Source organism: Enterococcus sp. RTP21361st1_A6_RTP21361_211029, assembly GCF_040910045.1.
Taxonomy (GTDB): Bacteria; Bacillota; Bacilli; order Lactobacillales; family Enterococcaceae; genus Enterococcus_D; species Enterococcus_D gallinarum.
The window spans coordinates 1-15,081 of the sequence record NZ_JBDGBK010000039.1; the positions used below are offsets into that span (position 1 = coordinate 1).

General features: G+C 40.2%; 10 protein-coding genes and 1 pseudogene. 2 read left to right on the forward strand and 9 right to left on the reverse strand.

Annotated elements, in window-relative coordinates; all coding sequences use genetic code 11:
- Positions 1-83 (forward strand): annotated as a pseudogene (locus tag AB5Z52_RS08725) (IS6 family transposase); the annotation flags it as partial.
- A 22-nt stretch (positions 84-105) separates the two neighbouring features.
- Here the strand turns inward: AB5Z52_RS08725 and AB5Z52_RS08730 are convergent.
- The 4 genes from AB5Z52_RS08730 to AB5Z52_RS08745 all read right to left on the reverse strand — a co-directional run bounded on the left by AB5Z52_RS08730 (position 106) and on the right by AB5Z52_RS08745 (position 5,443).
- On the reverse strand, positions 106-723 hold the full coding sequence (locus AB5Z52_RS08730) for an AraC family ligand binding domain-containing protein (protein WP_368243707.1): 618 nt from the start codon (positions 721-723) through the stop codon (positions 106-108).
- 254 nt (positions 724-977) lie between these two features.
- Positions 978-3,011, reverse strand: coding sequence for an SH3 domain-containing protein (locus AB5Z52_RS08735; RefSeq protein WP_137264682.1), 2,034 nt, complete (start codon positions 3,009-3,011; stop codon positions 978-980).
- A gap of 289 nt (positions 3,012-3,300) precedes the next feature.
- The gene (locus AB5Z52_RS08740; RefSeq protein WP_003129009.1) at positions 3,301-4,509 is read right to left on the reverse strand and encodes an NAD(P)/FAD-dependent oxidoreductase; all 1,209 of its coding nucleotides are present in this window, start codon (positions 4,507-4,509) and stop codon (positions 3,301-3,303) included.
- Positions 4,510-4,540: 31 nt separating this feature from the next.
- The gene (locus AB5Z52_RS08745) at positions 4,541-5,443 is read right to left on the reverse strand and encodes a prenyltransferase (RefSeq protein ID WP_003129007.1); all 903 of its coding nucleotides are present in this window, start codon (positions 5,441-5,443) and stop codon (positions 4,541-4,543) included.
- 94 nt (positions 5,444-5,537) lie between these two features.
- Here AB5Z52_RS08745 and AB5Z52_RS08750 point away from each other — a divergent pair, with 94 nt between their 5' ends.
- The gene (locus AB5Z52_RS08750) at positions 5,538-6,518 is read left to right on the forward strand and encodes a polyprenyl synthetase family protein (RefSeq protein WP_003129005.1); all 981 of its coding nucleotides are present in this window, start codon (positions 5,538-5,540) and stop codon (positions 6,516-6,518) included.
- A gap of 168 nt (positions 6,519-6,686) precedes the next feature.
- Here AB5Z52_RS08750 and cydC read toward each other — a convergent pair whose 3' ends face one another.
- From cydC to AB5Z52_RS08775, 5 genes are all read right to left on the reverse strand, one after another.
- Entirely contained in the window at positions 6,687-8,432 is a 1,746-nt protein-coding gene (gene cydC, locus AB5Z52_RS08755; RefSeq protein ID WP_288551755.1) for a thiol reductant ABC exporter subunit CydC, read from the reverse strand.
- The gene (gene cydD, locus AB5Z52_RS08760) at positions 8,425-10,146 is read right to left on the reverse strand and encodes a thiol reductant ABC exporter subunit CydD (protein WP_005473021.1); all 1,722 of its coding nucleotides are present in this window, start codon (positions 10,144-10,146) and stop codon (positions 8,425-8,427) included. Before cydD ends, cydC begins: the two co-directional genes overlap by 8 nt.
- On the reverse strand, positions 10,146-11,162 hold the full coding sequence (gene cydB, locus AB5Z52_RS08765) for a cytochrome d ubiquinol oxidase subunit II (protein ID WP_003129001.1): 1,017 nt from the start codon (positions 11,160-11,162) through the stop codon (positions 10,146-10,148). Before cydB ends, cydD begins: the two co-directional genes overlap by 1 nt.
- The gene (locus AB5Z52_RS08770) at positions 11,159-12,577 is read right to left on the reverse strand and encodes a cytochrome ubiquinol oxidase subunit I (RefSeq protein ID WP_288551754.1); all 1,419 of its coding nucleotides are present in this window, start codon (positions 12,575-12,577) and stop codon (positions 11,159-11,161) included. Before AB5Z52_RS08770 ends, cydB begins: the two co-directional genes overlap by 4 nt.
- Positions 12,578-13,277: 700 nt before the next feature.
- Positions 13,278-14,720, reverse strand: coding sequence for a glycoside hydrolase family 1 protein (locus AB5Z52_RS08775; RefSeq protein ID WP_005473025.1), 1,443 nt, complete (start codon positions 14,718-14,720; stop codon positions 13,278-13,280).
- Positions 14,721-15,081 lie beyond the last annotated feature (361 nt).

Sequence of the window (15,081 nt, forward strand, 5' to 3'; positions counted from 1 at the left end):
ATAAGAAAACCCGAAAAGAAGGCACTCTCTTCGGGTTTTCGGTCTGTACTGAAATCAAGGTATTATTGGGAATCCCAACTTAAATCATAGATACCGTAAGGGATTTTATTCTTTATTTAAAACTTTGCAACAGAACCAATGAATCGATGCATAGTTCCGACGAATAAAGGCTGCAATTTGATTAACTAGCTCGCTTTGTTTTCCCAAACTTTCTGCCGGTTCATCAGAAAGCCCCCTGAAGTTCTTGATCCGCTGAATAAAAATAAAAAGTTCGATTAATTTTGTTTCGACCATTACCTGGTAATTGTATTCTTTGTGGATCACTTCATCTGCGATTTTCGCTAAGAGCGTTTGTACGTAAGAGCGATCCGCTGGCGGAATCTGAATGATACCATGATGTTTTAAAAAAAAGGTCTCCAGATCTATTCCCATGGATTGAGCGATTCTTGGAAATTTGCTGGCTTCATAGAGAACGAGTACACGATCATGATAAATATACTTTCCTGAGAATGTATTGTGGACACAGTCGGGGTGAATCATAACCAATGTACCAGGTTGGATTTTATAGGTTTTTTCTCCAATCAAAAAATAGCGGTTCCCTTCTATAAAATATTGGATTTCGCATTCAGAATGCCAATGCTTCACCATATTGTAGATACTATCTCGTCGTGAGCGATCAATCGTCAATCCGTTCATCATCCCACTATAAACAATCGTCTTCATACTCTCCACTCCTTTCTTTGTTTTCTATTTTACCTAAAAAATAGGAAACTCCATAGGGGGGACGGAACCAAAATCTGCTTGGATTCTTTGACAGAGGTAAACAGAATGATTCTAAAAGACCATTCAAAAATAAATCTATCTTCAGCGATTTTTATTACGAACAAACCAGCAAAAAAGCATTACCCGATATCACGAATGTGTATCGGGTAATGCTGATTGATTTTCTTTTGAGTTGCATGAAATCAGGTGTCTCACTATTTCACGATCAATTTTTGACCAACATAAATGATATTATTGGACAAGCGATTCCATGAAGTGATTTGGTCAATACTACTACCATACTTTTGCGCAAGAGACCACAGACTGTCCCCAGATTTAACGGTATGATATTTAGTCGAAGAACTATTATTGGCAGAACTATTACTTGAAGAAGCATTTGTCGCGGTCTTCGTAAGATAGGCACCACTGACCCAGCCTTTGCCAGAAACATAGTACCATTTGTTATTCCCATTAACACTAGTACCATTTTTGACGGCTGTTGCTGTCACGGTACTGCCTTGGCTCAATGAACCAACGATGCTGCCACTTGTCGATGCTGTAGAACGAATATTCAATGTCGCGGTCGTTTTCATCTTTTGATTGATCGAATCACCTGTATTCGATGTATTCGACGATGAGCTAGAGTCACTCGTTAAATACGCGCCGCTGACCCAGCCTTTGCCAGAAACATAGTACCATTTCGTATTGCCATTGACACTAGTACCATTTTTGACGGCTGTTACTGTTACGGTGCTGCCTTGGCTCAATGAGCCAACGATGCTGCCATTTGTCGATGCTGTAGAACGAATATTCAATGTCGCAGTCGTCTTCATCTTTTGGTTGATTCCAGTATTGGCAGTATTATCATTTGTATTGCCTGATGTTGAACCAGAATTTACTTCTGTTAAATACGCGCCGCTGACCCAGCCTTTGCCAGAAACATAGTACCATTTCGTATTACCATTGACGCTCGTTCCTGTTTTGACTGCCGTTGCTGTCACAGTGCTGCCTTGACTCAATGAGCCAACGATGCTGCCACTCGTCGATGCTGTAGAACGAATATTCAATGTCGCAGTCGTCTTCATCTTTTGGTTGATTCCAGTATTGACAGTATTATCATTTGCATTGCCTGATGTTGAACCAGAATTTACTTCTGTTAAATACGCACCACTGACCCAGCCTTTGCCAGAAACTTTATACCAATTTGTATTGCCATTGACGCTCGTTCCTGTTTTGACCGCAACTGCCGTAAAGGTTGTATTCGCAGTAAGTGAGCCGGTAACTGCTGCTGTAGTAGACGCATCTGAACGGATATTCATAGATGCAGTCGTTTTCATTTGCTTTTGAATCGCGTTTTCTCCTACAGGGGTCTCAACATTATTCATGTCACCGTTCCCAGCGGAACTGCCGCTATCGTATTGAGTTAAGTTATACGTTGCAATAAGATTGTTCAATTTGCTGGCATAGGAAGTATCAGTCGCATAGCGTCCTTGCAGCCATGCCGTTGCTTCTGTATATGATCTCGTATTGCTCTTCCAAGCACCGCTGTAATAATAGCTACCGGCAGCAAAACTGGTATTTCGTAAGACATACGCATTATCTTGGAAAGATTCTCTTAAAGATGGATATTTGCGGAACTTCGCTATAATTTGATAATAATTGCCCGAACCATTATCTTCCAATGTTGCCATTTCGACATACTGCCCATTATAACTTCCTTTGATTCCAAACATATTGTTCGCTTGGGTCGTCAAAGTCGAAGTACCCCAGCCGGATTCTAGGATAGCTTGTGCAATCATCACTGATGCATAGAGATCATTAGCGGCAGCTACTTCTGTTGCATAACCACTTGCTTTCGCAATAAATCCACTCGTATCAGCACGTGCTGAGAAGATCGAGGTTCTTGCTAACGCAGGTGCAGCAACAATTGGCGTCTCAACGACCGCTGTATCTTCCGTGATAGTTTCCTGTGGCGTTGCCGTTTCCTCTGTCGAAATCGTCTCGTCAGCACTGCTTTGAATGCTGTCTCCAGTTGAATCAGTGGAGCTATTTCCTCCAGATACTTGATTTTCTGTGATCTCTGCTTGGTTTTTTGCATCATCTGAAGTCGCTGTTTCTGCAGCTAAAACCAAATTTGGTGCAATCGTTGAACCGGCTACCACAGTTGTAGCCATCGTCAACCCTTTTTTTGCTAATAATGAACGCTTCAATCGTTTTTCTAAACGGCGTCTTTCTTTACGAATCGTCATTTCATGCCTCCCAACAAACATAGTCTCTTTATTTTAACATTTTTTTAATAAAGGTACAAAAGGGGGTTTTTTCTTACCCTGTTTTCTCTTCAAAACCTGATCATTTATCTAGAGATTCAATAAAGGCCTTACGCCCTATGGTGTTAAAAACTGAAATAGTAGTAAATAGACAGAAACACCCAACATGAATCGGCATCTCTGTCTATTTTACTTATAATTAAACTATCTCCATCGGTACATGTTCTCTTCTTGCTTCTGTTAATGTTAAGTTGAAAAAATAGCGCACGACTCAATGATAAAAATCAAAGCGGCCTTTTGCTAACACTTCTTTAACCCCACCAGTTAGGAACAGGGAGCGGTCCATGATGGCTTTTTTGACAAATGATGCTGGATAACCTTTTACAGGCATTTTACCCACCAAACCAAAGGCATGCGTGTTCCCAATAGAGGCTACAGATCCTAAAGATTCAAAATGAAAGTCTTCCGTTTTTTCACCTTTAATCAAGTGTAGACAGTTTTTGGCAGCTTGATACCCCATTTTCAAAGCAATCTGTGCTGTCGTTGGATAAGGGCGATTTGTTGCAGGATCCATCACAGCTGAAACATCCCCTACTACAAAAACATTACTGTGCTCTGGATCACTTAAATCTTGGTTGACCATCACACGTCCACGGCGAGCCGCATAATTTGAATCTGCCATGACATGGCTTCCACTGACACCTGTTGTCCAAATGATCGTTTTAGCAGACAATTCTTCTGTAGCACCCGTTTCAGCATCCGTTTGATAAACAACTACTCCAGGCTTGATTTCTTTGATTGGTTTTCCTGTTAGAAATTCAACACCCCATTTTACCAAGTTATTGATTCCATAGGCAGACAGATTTTCATCAAACATCGGTAATAATCGCGTAACTGCTTCTACACAAAAGAGTTTGATTTCTTCTGATTGGACACCTGCGATCTCAGCAAATTCCTTCCGATTTTCCACTAAAGAACCTAAGAGTTCTACTCCAGTGAATCCCGCCCCACATACGACGATTTTCAATAAATCTGGATCTTGTGTTTTTTTGTATTCTTTCATTTGTTTCAATAAATGATGATAAATAGTTTCTGCTGAATCAACATCTACCATTTCCAATGCGTTTTCATTAACACCTGGGATCCCAAATGACTCAGATTCAAATCCTAATGCTACGATCAAATAATCATAGGAAAGAGATGTTTGATCCGTAAACATGATCCGTTGACTTTGACGGTCAATCGTTGCAACTTCATTTTGTAGGAAAGTTGTTTTTTGTGGTCGTACCACATCAGCGATATCGTAACTAATTCGCTCTCTTGGCTGCGTTCCAGCAGCCACTTCATGCAAATCTGTCGCTTCATAATGGTAGTCATTCTTATCTACTAATGTAATATGAAAATCACCTTTTGATCCTTGTAATACATGCAATGCTCGCAACCCTGCGTAGCCTGCTCCTAAAATGACAACTTCCTTCATTTCCTATTACTTCCTTTCTTCCTTCAAAAAATTATAAAATCAAACCGATCGCAAAACTAATGACCTGCGCACATGCTCCGACCGCAAGGATCTTTACAGCGCAGACAAAGGTTTCGCGTTTGATTTGTTTATGCATAAATAGTTTTGTCTGTTTCCAGACAAATGGTAAGACGAGAAACGTCAACAACATCGTCCATGGTGCTAAATGCAGAACCACTGCTGTCAAGATCGCTACAAATGCAATAATGTTCAAAAGAACAAATAGCCGTAATCCTTGACTCTTTCCTAAATAATGCACCAATGTATAACGATTGTTGTTTTCATCTTCCTCCAAATCACAAATGTTGTTGGCCAGCATCAAGTTAGCGATCCACAGTGTATTGGGTAGTGCGATTAGAAATATTCCACCCAAGGTCGCGCTATTCCATTGAAAGGTTTCATAAGTATTCAAATATACACAAATCAACGAAATCATGAAGCCCATCGTAAATCCTGAAAAAAACTCACCTAGCGGTAAACTCGATAAAGGCCGCGGACCTGATGAGTAAAAGATACCAATCAAGTAACAATAAAGTCCCATCCAAAACAAGGGCCAACCGACGAAATAGGCCAATACGATACCCATCACCGCCGAAACGACGATCATACCGATCATTAAGCGAAAAACGAATGGAAGCGAGAGCTGCTCGCGTCCGATAATATTTGTTTTTTCTTTGTAATCATGAACTTCTGTTGCGTGATGGTAATCGTTATAATTATCTAAAATATCTACTGCCATGTTGAAGATCAGCATAGCAATAAAGTATAACACCACATAACCTAAATGAATTGAGCCGTAGTTATACCAGCTGTAACAAATTCCGATAAAAAATGGGAGGACACTGGCTGTTTTCGCTTTAAATTCCACAAGCTCCAGAAATACTGGGAGTGTCAAATACTCATCTCCTTTTGATAAATGCACTTAACTAGTCAATAGACTCCCTTTAAGTTAGAATAAGGGCTGAATGACTGGTAGAAAGGGTTTTAATATGTTGAATTTTTGGATCGATTATCCTTCGATCGAGCAAAGACTAAAAACTGTCTGTTCGATCATTGAAGAACGCGTAACTGTTCGTAACAAAGAAATACAAGATGTATTAGTTGATTTTACTTATTCTGGAGGAAAAATGCTGCGTCCAGCATTATTTTTCTTATTCGCTGATCTAGGCGAACCCATTGATGAAAGAAATGATCAATTAACCAAAATTGCTGCTTCATTAGAAATCTTACATATGGCAACCTTGATTCACGATGACATCATTGATGATTCGCCGTTGCGTCGCGGACGCATCACTGTCCAAGCAAAATATGGCAAAGATATCGCTGTTTACACAGGTGACCTGCTCTTCACCCAATTCTTTGAGTTATTGATCGAGAGCATGAATGGCTCTCATTTTTTGGCTACAAATGCCCAAGCAATGAAACGCCTTTTGCTGGGAGAATTAGATCAAATGCACACACGCTACAATATAGATGAATCAATTGCTGATTACTTACAAAGCATCAATGGTAAAACTGCCGAATTATTCTGGCTGGCCTGCATCGAAGGTGCTCATTTTGGCGGTCTCGACTTAGAAAACCAAGAACGGGCTGGTGAGATCGGACGAAACATCGGCATCGCTTTTCAAGTTTTTGATGATATTTTGGACTATACAGCAGATTCTGGAACGTTGAAAAAACCCGTTCTTGAAGACTTGGCACAAGGTGTCTATACATTACCTCTGCTCTTTGCTAAAGAACAAAATCCTGCCGCATTTGAGAGCTATCTGTCCAAAAAAAGCGAGTTGACCACCGAGGAGGCCACAGAGGTTGCTGAATTAGTGCGCCGTTATCATGGCGTCGAAAAAGCCACCGATTTTGCTGTTTCTTATACCGAAAAAGCACTAGCCGACATCGAACTGCTGCCGAACACCCCTAGCAAAGAAAAAATTCGCGAGCTAACGCAACTGCTTTTGCAACGAAATTATTGATCATTCTTTATTCTATCCTCCGCAACTGAAAGCTATTCTGAAAATAAACGAACCAATCGGGTAAACAGTGAAGTGTTTTGAGGAGCGAATGCTCCTCAAAAACTAAGCCGACATTCATGTCGATCACTAGCCGATTTTTTTGTTGTCTTGGCAAAGGTCCCAGTTTGATTACAGTCGCCCTTGATCAATAGCTAATAACTGTTGAAAGTGTTGGTTTTCGACAGCTAACTCAGCAGGCGTACCGCTCATCGTTAATTCTCCATCCTCAATAAAAATGACCTGATCCATCAGTGAGATTCCTTGCAGGTGGTGGGTGATCCAAATAATCGTCTTGTCTTCCAACTCATTGAAAAAAGTTTCCAAAACAGCTTGCTCAGTGATTGGATCTAGCCCAACAGTTGGCTCGTCTAATAAAATAATCGGTGTTTTCTTCAAAAGAATTCGCGCTAATGCCAACCGATGGCGTTCACCGCCGGAAAAACGTAACCCTGCTTCATCAACCATGGTTCGCAAACCTTCTGGCAGAGCTGTCACCATCTCTGATAAGCCTACTCGTTTCAGTACGTCCCAAACTTCTTCTTCTGACGCTTCTTCATTACCAATCCGCAAATTATTTAAAATCGTTGTATGGAACAAATAAGGACTCTGGTTGATGACTCCAATCCATTCGCTAATATCTTCACCAAAACTTGCTACCGGCTCACCATTTAAGGTAATACTACCTTGGGTCGGCAATAAATCTCCCCTGAGCAAAGAAGCAAAGGTACTTTTCCCAGAACCGCTACGTCCCAATATTGCCAGTTTTTGATGCGCAGGAATCGTTAAGCTAAGATTCTTTAGTACCTCTTTTTCAGATGGATAATGGAAACTAACCTGATTCACTTCTAAATTGAACGGTGCACTTATAGCTGATGCTGTCCGTTTTTGTTCCTCTTTTTCTGGTAATGCATTAAAACGATCAATCGAATCTTTGTATATATTGGTTTCTTGTGCCGCTGAAGGTAATGGTGTGAAAGCATCTACCAAAGGAAAGACACAAAGGACAAATGCTGCTATCCAATTAGCTAAGCCACCGTGCTCGCCAGGAAATCGCTGACTTGTCCAGACAATCAACGCAACCGTAATCACCCCGAAGATCACTTGTAAAAGGAAATCTCTTTTTCGATCAAAACGATTGATTTTCTCATCAACGCTTCGTAGATTTGCCGCCAATTGCTTGTGTTCATCGACGTATTCTGCTCCTCGCTGTGAAAATACCCAGTCAGAAACTCCTAGCACATTATCAGTCAATGTTGTATATAATTGATTCTTCATTTGTTTTTGCTTTTCTTGACGAGCGCCATTGATCACAACGGACCAGAGCGGCAGCACAAACACATTTATTCCCAACAACAGCAACATTACCAATGCAAATCCTAACGAAAAGTACCCTAATCCGATAATCAGAAAAGTATACAATAACCAAGCAATCACCGTAGGGAAAATCGTTCGCAGATATAAGTTTTGGATATGGTTGATATCTTCTGCTAATAATCCTAAAATATCGCCAGTTCGATGGGTCTGCTTAAAGAAAACGGCATCTTTTTCGACAACATTGTATAGTTTTAGGCGTAGGTTCGATGTCATTCGCAACACCCAATTATGACTTGTCAGTCGTTCAACATAACGAAAAACTGGTCGGCCGATCCCGAATGCTCGGGTCAGAACGATTGGAATGTATACTAACAAAATATTCTCTGGAATTGAGGCAGAGCGGCTAATCAGATAGCCAGAATTAAACATTAACGCGCCTCCGCAAAAGAATGTCATAAATCCTAAAAACAGCGCTGCTGCAAGAACCTTTTTGTACTTTGAAAGAAAGGGTTTGACCCAGGTATCTGTTTTTAGCGAACGCCAGAGACCGATTTTATTCAAGTTGTTCCCTCCTCATCCCATTGACTAACGCAACGAAAGCGCCATTCTTTGCTTGCAGTTCTGCCAATGTCCCCCGCTCAACAATTCTGCCTTGATCCATTACTAGGATTTGATCCATCTCTTCCATCCAGTGCAAGCGATGTGTCGCAAAGAAGACTAGATGGTTCTCCATCAACGGAAGCATCCGTTCTTTCAATTCTACTTCTGTTTCAATATCTAAATGGGCAGTTGGCTCATCAAATAATAAAATTTTTCGATGCTGGTCTAAGAAAGCACGAGCCAACGCAATTCGTTGCGCCTGTCCACCGCTTAGATGGCGTTCTCCTTCACCTAGCATTGTATCGATTCCTTGCGGCAATTCTTGAACTAATTTCGTTAAACCTGCAACTTCGATTGCTTGCCACACTTGTTCTTCAGTAGCATTTGGCTGATAGAAAGCCACATTTTCTCGCAAAGTCATCCGATAGATATAGGGGTTTTGGGGAATATAAACTAGTTGCTGCTGCCAATCCGACTGTCTTAATGCAGTCATTTTTTGGCCATCAAAAGTAATTTCGCCTTCTTTCGGAATCAAAAAGCCGCTTAAGTTATTGATCAGCGTTGATTTTCCAGAGCCACTCATCCCAATGATCCCAATTTTTTGAAATCCTTGGACCTCCAATGCAATATCTTTCAAAACAGACTTTTCTCCATAATCAAAAGATAACGAATGAATCGATAGTTGCGAATCAGCTTGCCATTGAGGTAAACTTACTGGATCAATGGCTGCTTCTGGCTCAGATAAAATCGTAGATACAGCGGTCATTGCATTTTTCCCATCTAAAGTCGCATGGTAATCACTTGAAAAATCGCGAATTGGTAAAAAATACTCCGGAGATAAAATCAAAATCGTTAGTGCTGGAAATAACAAGATTTCTTCATTGATCAAACGCAGCCCCAGTAAAACCGCAACCACAGCGATGGACAATGTTGTGAAAAAATCCAATGCAAAAGTGGAAAGAATTCCGACTCTCAACGACCCCATCGTTGCTTTACGAAAACGTTCGCTAGAAGCGAAGATACTTTTTCCATATTTTTTGCTGATCCCAAAAAGTTTCAAGGTGTCGATTCCACGTAATGAATCAATAAAGTGGTTGGACAATAATTGAAATGTGCGGTATTGTTTTTCAGCTTTACTTTGGGCGGCATAGCCTAGGATGATCATAAAAATAATGATCAGTGGAAAAACCAGCAATAAAACCAGACCTGAGATCCAATCCAAGTAAAATACTAAAGCCAAAATCACCCAAGGAATGATCGACATGTTCATAATTTTTGCCAAAATAAGTTGTAAATAGTTTTCTACCTGACTAATGCCTTCCAATACCATCGTTGTAATGTTTCCGGTACCTTGTTGCTGAACGATTTGTGGTCCTACACGAAAAATCTTTTCTAGCAGTTGATTACGTAATTCAGTAGCTTGCTGGTAACTATAGCTGTCTAATTTCTTTGTCCGAAAATAAACAATGGCCTGGCGACCTAAAAACGAACAAAAGAACAGTAGAATCCAGCCCCACTGCTCTTCTAACGATTGTCCTTCCCATAATCCAGTGATCCCACTAGCAAGACCATAGGCTTGTCCAATGATGAAGAGAGCTTGCAGGAAAGAAAGTCCTGCAAGCAATCCCATTAACCGTTTCATTCCGGGAAGCTCTATGATTTGTTTGTCGATCATTAATAACCCTCCGTCAGCTCAGTATGACTAATTCGTTTACGGAAAATATAGTAGGTCCATGCTGTATAAGCCAAAACAAACGGCAAGATTGTCAGTGATAAATAACTCATGATCTTCAATGTGTAGTGACTAGAGGAAGCTTCTGCAATCAACAAATCATAACTAGGGTCGATTGAGCTGATCAATACTCGTGGGAACAAACCAGAGAACAACAATCCGACTAGCGCCACCATGGTCAAACCACTAGCAATAAATGCCACCATTTCTTTCCCTTTAAATACAGAGATATTCGCTATCAGCGTCAAAGCCACAATCACAATCAGCAAAAGAAGCGTCGAAGCAAAATGTTTTTCAAAGAAATCTGTTTTGAAATAAAGTAGCGCGGCAAACGCCACCAAACCAAAATATAGCACACCATAAAAGGCACTCGCATAATTTCGGGCACGGTCACGGATCGGACCAGTAGTTTTTAGTGCAATATAATTCAATCCATGTAAGTAGCAAAGCAAAGTTAAGGCAATCCCGCCAACTACAGAGAAGAGATTGACGTAGTCACCGAAGTGCGCAGACATATTTCCCTCTGCATCAATTGGCATGCCTTGGACCATACTTGTAAACAAGAGTCCGAACATAAAAGGCACCAATGTACTGCCAATGGTTAATGTCCAATTCCACATATTTTTACGGTCTTCAGGCATTTTTGCCCGAAACTCAAAGGAGACACCGCGTATAATCAATCCGACTAGTATCAATAACAAAATCAAATAATAACCACTGAACAAAGAGGCATACCAGTAAGGGAAAGAAGCAAACATCGCGCCACCTGCGGTAATCAACCAAACTTCATTCCCGTCCCACACTGGTCCGATCGTATGCACGATCTGATCTTTTTCCTGTTCATTATGGGTCAATGTCTGGACAGACATCCCCACACCAAAGTCAAATCCTTCTAAAAAGAAGAAGCCGGCAAACAAAATGCCAATCAATACATACCACATTAGTTGCAATCCGGTCATCCTTCAAACGCCTCCTTATCAAATGGATCTTCTTCTGCTTCGTGCAGCGTTCCTTCCATCTGGTTGTTTTCAGGACCATGTCCTAACTCTCGCCGAATCAAATAAACCATTGTTAATGCCAAACCAGAGAAAAGAACAAAGTAAACAATATTTGAGACAACAAGCGAAGTTGCCGATACATTTGGCGAAACACTATCTTCAATCGTAAATAAACCATAGACTGTCCATGGATAGCGACCCAATTCCGTAATCAGCCACCCTGCTGTATTTGCAATGAATGGGGTAAATAATGTTATAGCCACTACCCAAAGCATCCAACGTTTCTCAAATAGCGAAGGCTTCTTCTTACGCGTAAAGAATAACCCCAATGAAGAAACCAACAACATCAATGCACCGAAACCTGCCATGATCCGGAAGCTCCAAAACAATGTGTTGACCGGAGGAAAATAGTTCCGATCTCCGTAACGTTCGATCAAATCTTGATTCACTGTGTTCATTCCGTCAATCGAACCAGATGGTTCGTTAAATGCAAGGATACTCAACATATAAGGAATCTCAACACCAAAAACCCGTTTGTGTTCTCGTTCATTTGCCCATGCAACTACAGTCCATGCCGCAGGATCTCCGGTATCTTCATACGTACCTTCCATTGCTGCAAATTTCATTGGTTGTTCTTCAACCAAATACTTCATTTGTTCGTCACCTGCGATCAACACCGTAATTGAACCAAACAAAGCTACTGCAAAACCGATCCGCATTGATTTTTTGAAAAAATCACGGTCAACTTTCTTGTCTTTTTTCAACAATTGGAAAGCTGACATTCCTGCAATCAGAATTCCTCCCATGGCAATTGCTGCAGTAATAACATGAAGGAACTCATACCAGACTTGTGGGTTAGCTAACAGGGCTCCGAAGTCAGTCATCTCAGCACGACCATTGTTCAATGTGTATCCAACTGGATGTTGCATAAAACTATTGGCAGCTAAAATCCAGAAAGCAGAGAGCATCGAGCCAATAGTAACTAACCAAAAGAACGTCATATGCAGTTTAGGGCTGACTTTATCCCATGTGAAAATCCACAACCCTAAGAAAGTTGATTCCAAAAAGAAGGCTAGCAATGCTTCTAACGCCAAAGGAGCACCAAAAATATCCCCAACAAAACGAGAATAATCAGACCAGTTCATTCCAAATTGAAATTCTTGAATGATCCCAGTTACCACTCCTACCACAAAACTTAATAGAAAAATATTTCCCCAGAACTTTGTCATTCGGCGATATTTTTCATCTTTTTTGATCACATAAAGTGTCTCCATGATTGCAACAACGACACCAGTTCCGATCGAAAATGGTACAAAGAAAAAGTGAAAAATCGTCGTCATCGCGAACTGGATTCGTGCTAATGTTACAATATCCATTTTACATCCCCCTATTTCTAAAAAAATACATTAAAATCATTCTAAATAAAGAAAAATTCCAAATACGAATATACTCCTCTCTTAAGTAAAAAAGAAGTAACTTGCCTACTATTTTTATTTTTTAATCGCTTACTCTCCATTCTTTAAAATTGAAACGTTTTCACAAACAAAATGCTCTACATTTCTATGTTTTAATCTTATCACCATCATATGGTAAAGACCAATTATTCGAATAGATGAGGGGAAACAATTTTTCCTACTCCGTTCTCTTACTTCTTTAATCGGCTCGAAATAATTTTTATTAATCCAAACGTTCTAAGAGAAACTCATCCGCTTCACAAAATAGAGTCGCTATTTTCGAAAATATTGCATTTGATGTAACTATCTTCTGTAAAAATGCTTCACGTGAAACATTTCAGAAGAAAACCACAACGCCCTTCTAAATTTGCAAAATTTTCCATATCATCAAAAATATGTTGGTCCCCTTTTAGTTGGAAAGAAAGAGTCAGCCATTCTTAGAAAATTTAGTTTTATTCCGCTTACCAAGTGCAATTATTAAAGTTTTTCTGATTAAAATTTTTATGATGTGTTATCTATTATTTTTAGATTTTTTACTCTATTCAGACAATCTATTTTTTCAGCAAAATAACCGCACAACGATAATCCGTGTTGTGCGGCTATAAAAAAACGAGTATTAATCTTACGCTAAATCTTCTCCATTTGAAGCAATCACTTGTTTATACCAATCGAAGGATTTTTTCTTTGATCGATCCATTGTGCCATTGCCTTCATCATCAAAGTCCACGTAGATAAAGCCATAGCGTTTGCTCATTTCTCCGGTTGACGCGCTAACGAGGTCAATACATCCCCATGGTGTATATCCCATCAGGTCAACACCATCTTCAATCGCTTCACCCATTGCTTCGATATGACGACGTAAGTAATCAATGCGGTAATCGTCTTCGATTTTGCCATCTTCACTAATAGTATCGATAGCTCCTAAACCATTTTCCACGATAAATAATGGTTTCTGGTACCGATCATACAATTCATTCAACGCAATGCGCAGTCCTTCTGGATCGATTTGCCAGCCCCATTCACTTGCTTCCAAGAATGGATTGCGGACACCACCCAACAAGTTACCTTGTACTTCATCAGCTTCTTCTGTTGTGATATCCACTGCAGAAGACATGTAATAGCTAAATCCAATATAATCGACGGTATACTTAGCAATCAATACTAAATCTTCTTCGGTAATATCAAGATCTTCCTTCTTGACCCCATGCTCTTTATACAAGCGATCAGTAAATGCTGGATATTTCCCACGTACTTGCACGTCGGCACAGTAGTAGTTGAAGGCTTGGTTATGGGTCATTGTTGCTACTTGGTTGACTGGGTTTGCATCAATGCTATAGGTCGTTGCATAAATGATCATGCAACCAATTTGTAACTCAGGATTCAATTCATGCCCAATTTTTACTGCTTTACTGCTGGCAACAAATTGGTTGTGCCACGCTTGGATCACGTTTGTAAAGTCGCTAGCACCCGTACTGTTGACCATTCCTTGGCTCAATGCGGAGAAATGGAAAGCTGAATTGATTTCATTGAAAGTCATCCAGTATCTGACTTTACTATGGAAACGTTCCAAAACGACTTTTGCAAAACGCTCATAGAAATCGATCAATGCTCGATTTTTCCAGCCACCGTATTCTTTGGCTAAATGCAAGGGCATTTCATAGTGGGAGATCGTAACCACTGGCTCGATCCCGTATTTCAAACATTCATCAATCAACGCATCGTAAAATGCTAACCCAGCTTCGTTCGGTGTCGTTTCATCACCTTTTGGAAAAATACGTGTCCAAGCGATTGAAAAACGATAGCTCTTGAAGCCCATTTCCGCAAACAACGCAATGTCTTCTTTGAAACGGTCATAATGGTCGATCCCGCGATGATTTGGATAGGTGTATTTGTCCTCATCGATCGTCCAATCAAACGTATCACTGCCTAAAATCGCTAAACGCTGTTTGCCACCAGGCATTGCATCCGCCACTGACAAGCCTTTGCCATCGCGATCGAACGCCCCTTCTAATTGATTCGCTGCGGTCGCGCCGCCCCATAAGAAATTTTCTGGAAATTTTGCCATTTGCTCGTTCTCCTTTGCCTAATTTATTTTAACAAAGTCATATGTTTGCAAGTAACTGAAACAATAACTTTGCTGCTTAACATTCTAAGAAATACCCGAAAAAAATAAAAAACCTAAATAAGAGCCGCTACAAAGAGCGTTTTCTCATTTAGGTTTTGCCTGATCGAGTCAGTAACAATCCAACTTGGGTTTTTCTGTTTTTACTATAGCATTAAGCAGTCAGATTGTCATCATAAAATCGGTTTCTTTTAAACTGTTCATGTTATGGTCCACCTGTACTTCTCTCATAACAGAAAATTATTCCTATCACTTTATAAACATTCGTAATGGTTGTATTAAAATCCATTAAATATGGATTTTA

Coding starts and splice junctions, on each gene's coding strand:
- AB5Z52_RS08730 (WP_368243707.1), bottom strand. CDS start 723: ATGAAGACGATTGTTTATAGTGGGATGATGAACGGATTGACGATTGAT.
- AB5Z52_RS08735 (WP_137264682.1), bottom strand. CDS start 3,011: ATGACGATTCGTAAAGAAAGACGCCGTTTAGAAAAACGATTGAAGCGT.
- AB5Z52_RS08740 (WP_003129009.1), bottom strand. CDS start 4,509: ATGAAGGAAGTTGTCATTTTAGGAGCAGGCTACGCAGGGTTGCGAGCA.
- AB5Z52_RS08750 (WP_003129005.1), top strand. CDS start 5,538: ATGTTGAATTTTTGGATCGATTATCCTTCGATCGAGCAAAGACTAAAA.
- cydD (WP_005473021.1), bottom strand. CDS start 10,146: ATGATCGACAAACAAATCATAGAGCTTCCCGGAATGAAACGGTTAATG.
- cydB (WP_003129001.1), bottom strand. CDS start 11,162: ATGACCGGATTGCAACTAATGTGGTATGTATTGATTGGCATTTTGTTT.
- AB5Z52_RS08770 (WP_288551754.1), bottom strand. CDS start 12,577: ATGGATATTGTAACATTAGCACGAATCCAGTTCGCGATGACGACGATT.
- AB5Z52_RS08775 (WP_005473025.1), bottom strand. CDS start 14,720: ATGGCAAAATTTCCAGAAAATTTCTTATGGGGCGGCGCGACCGCAGCG.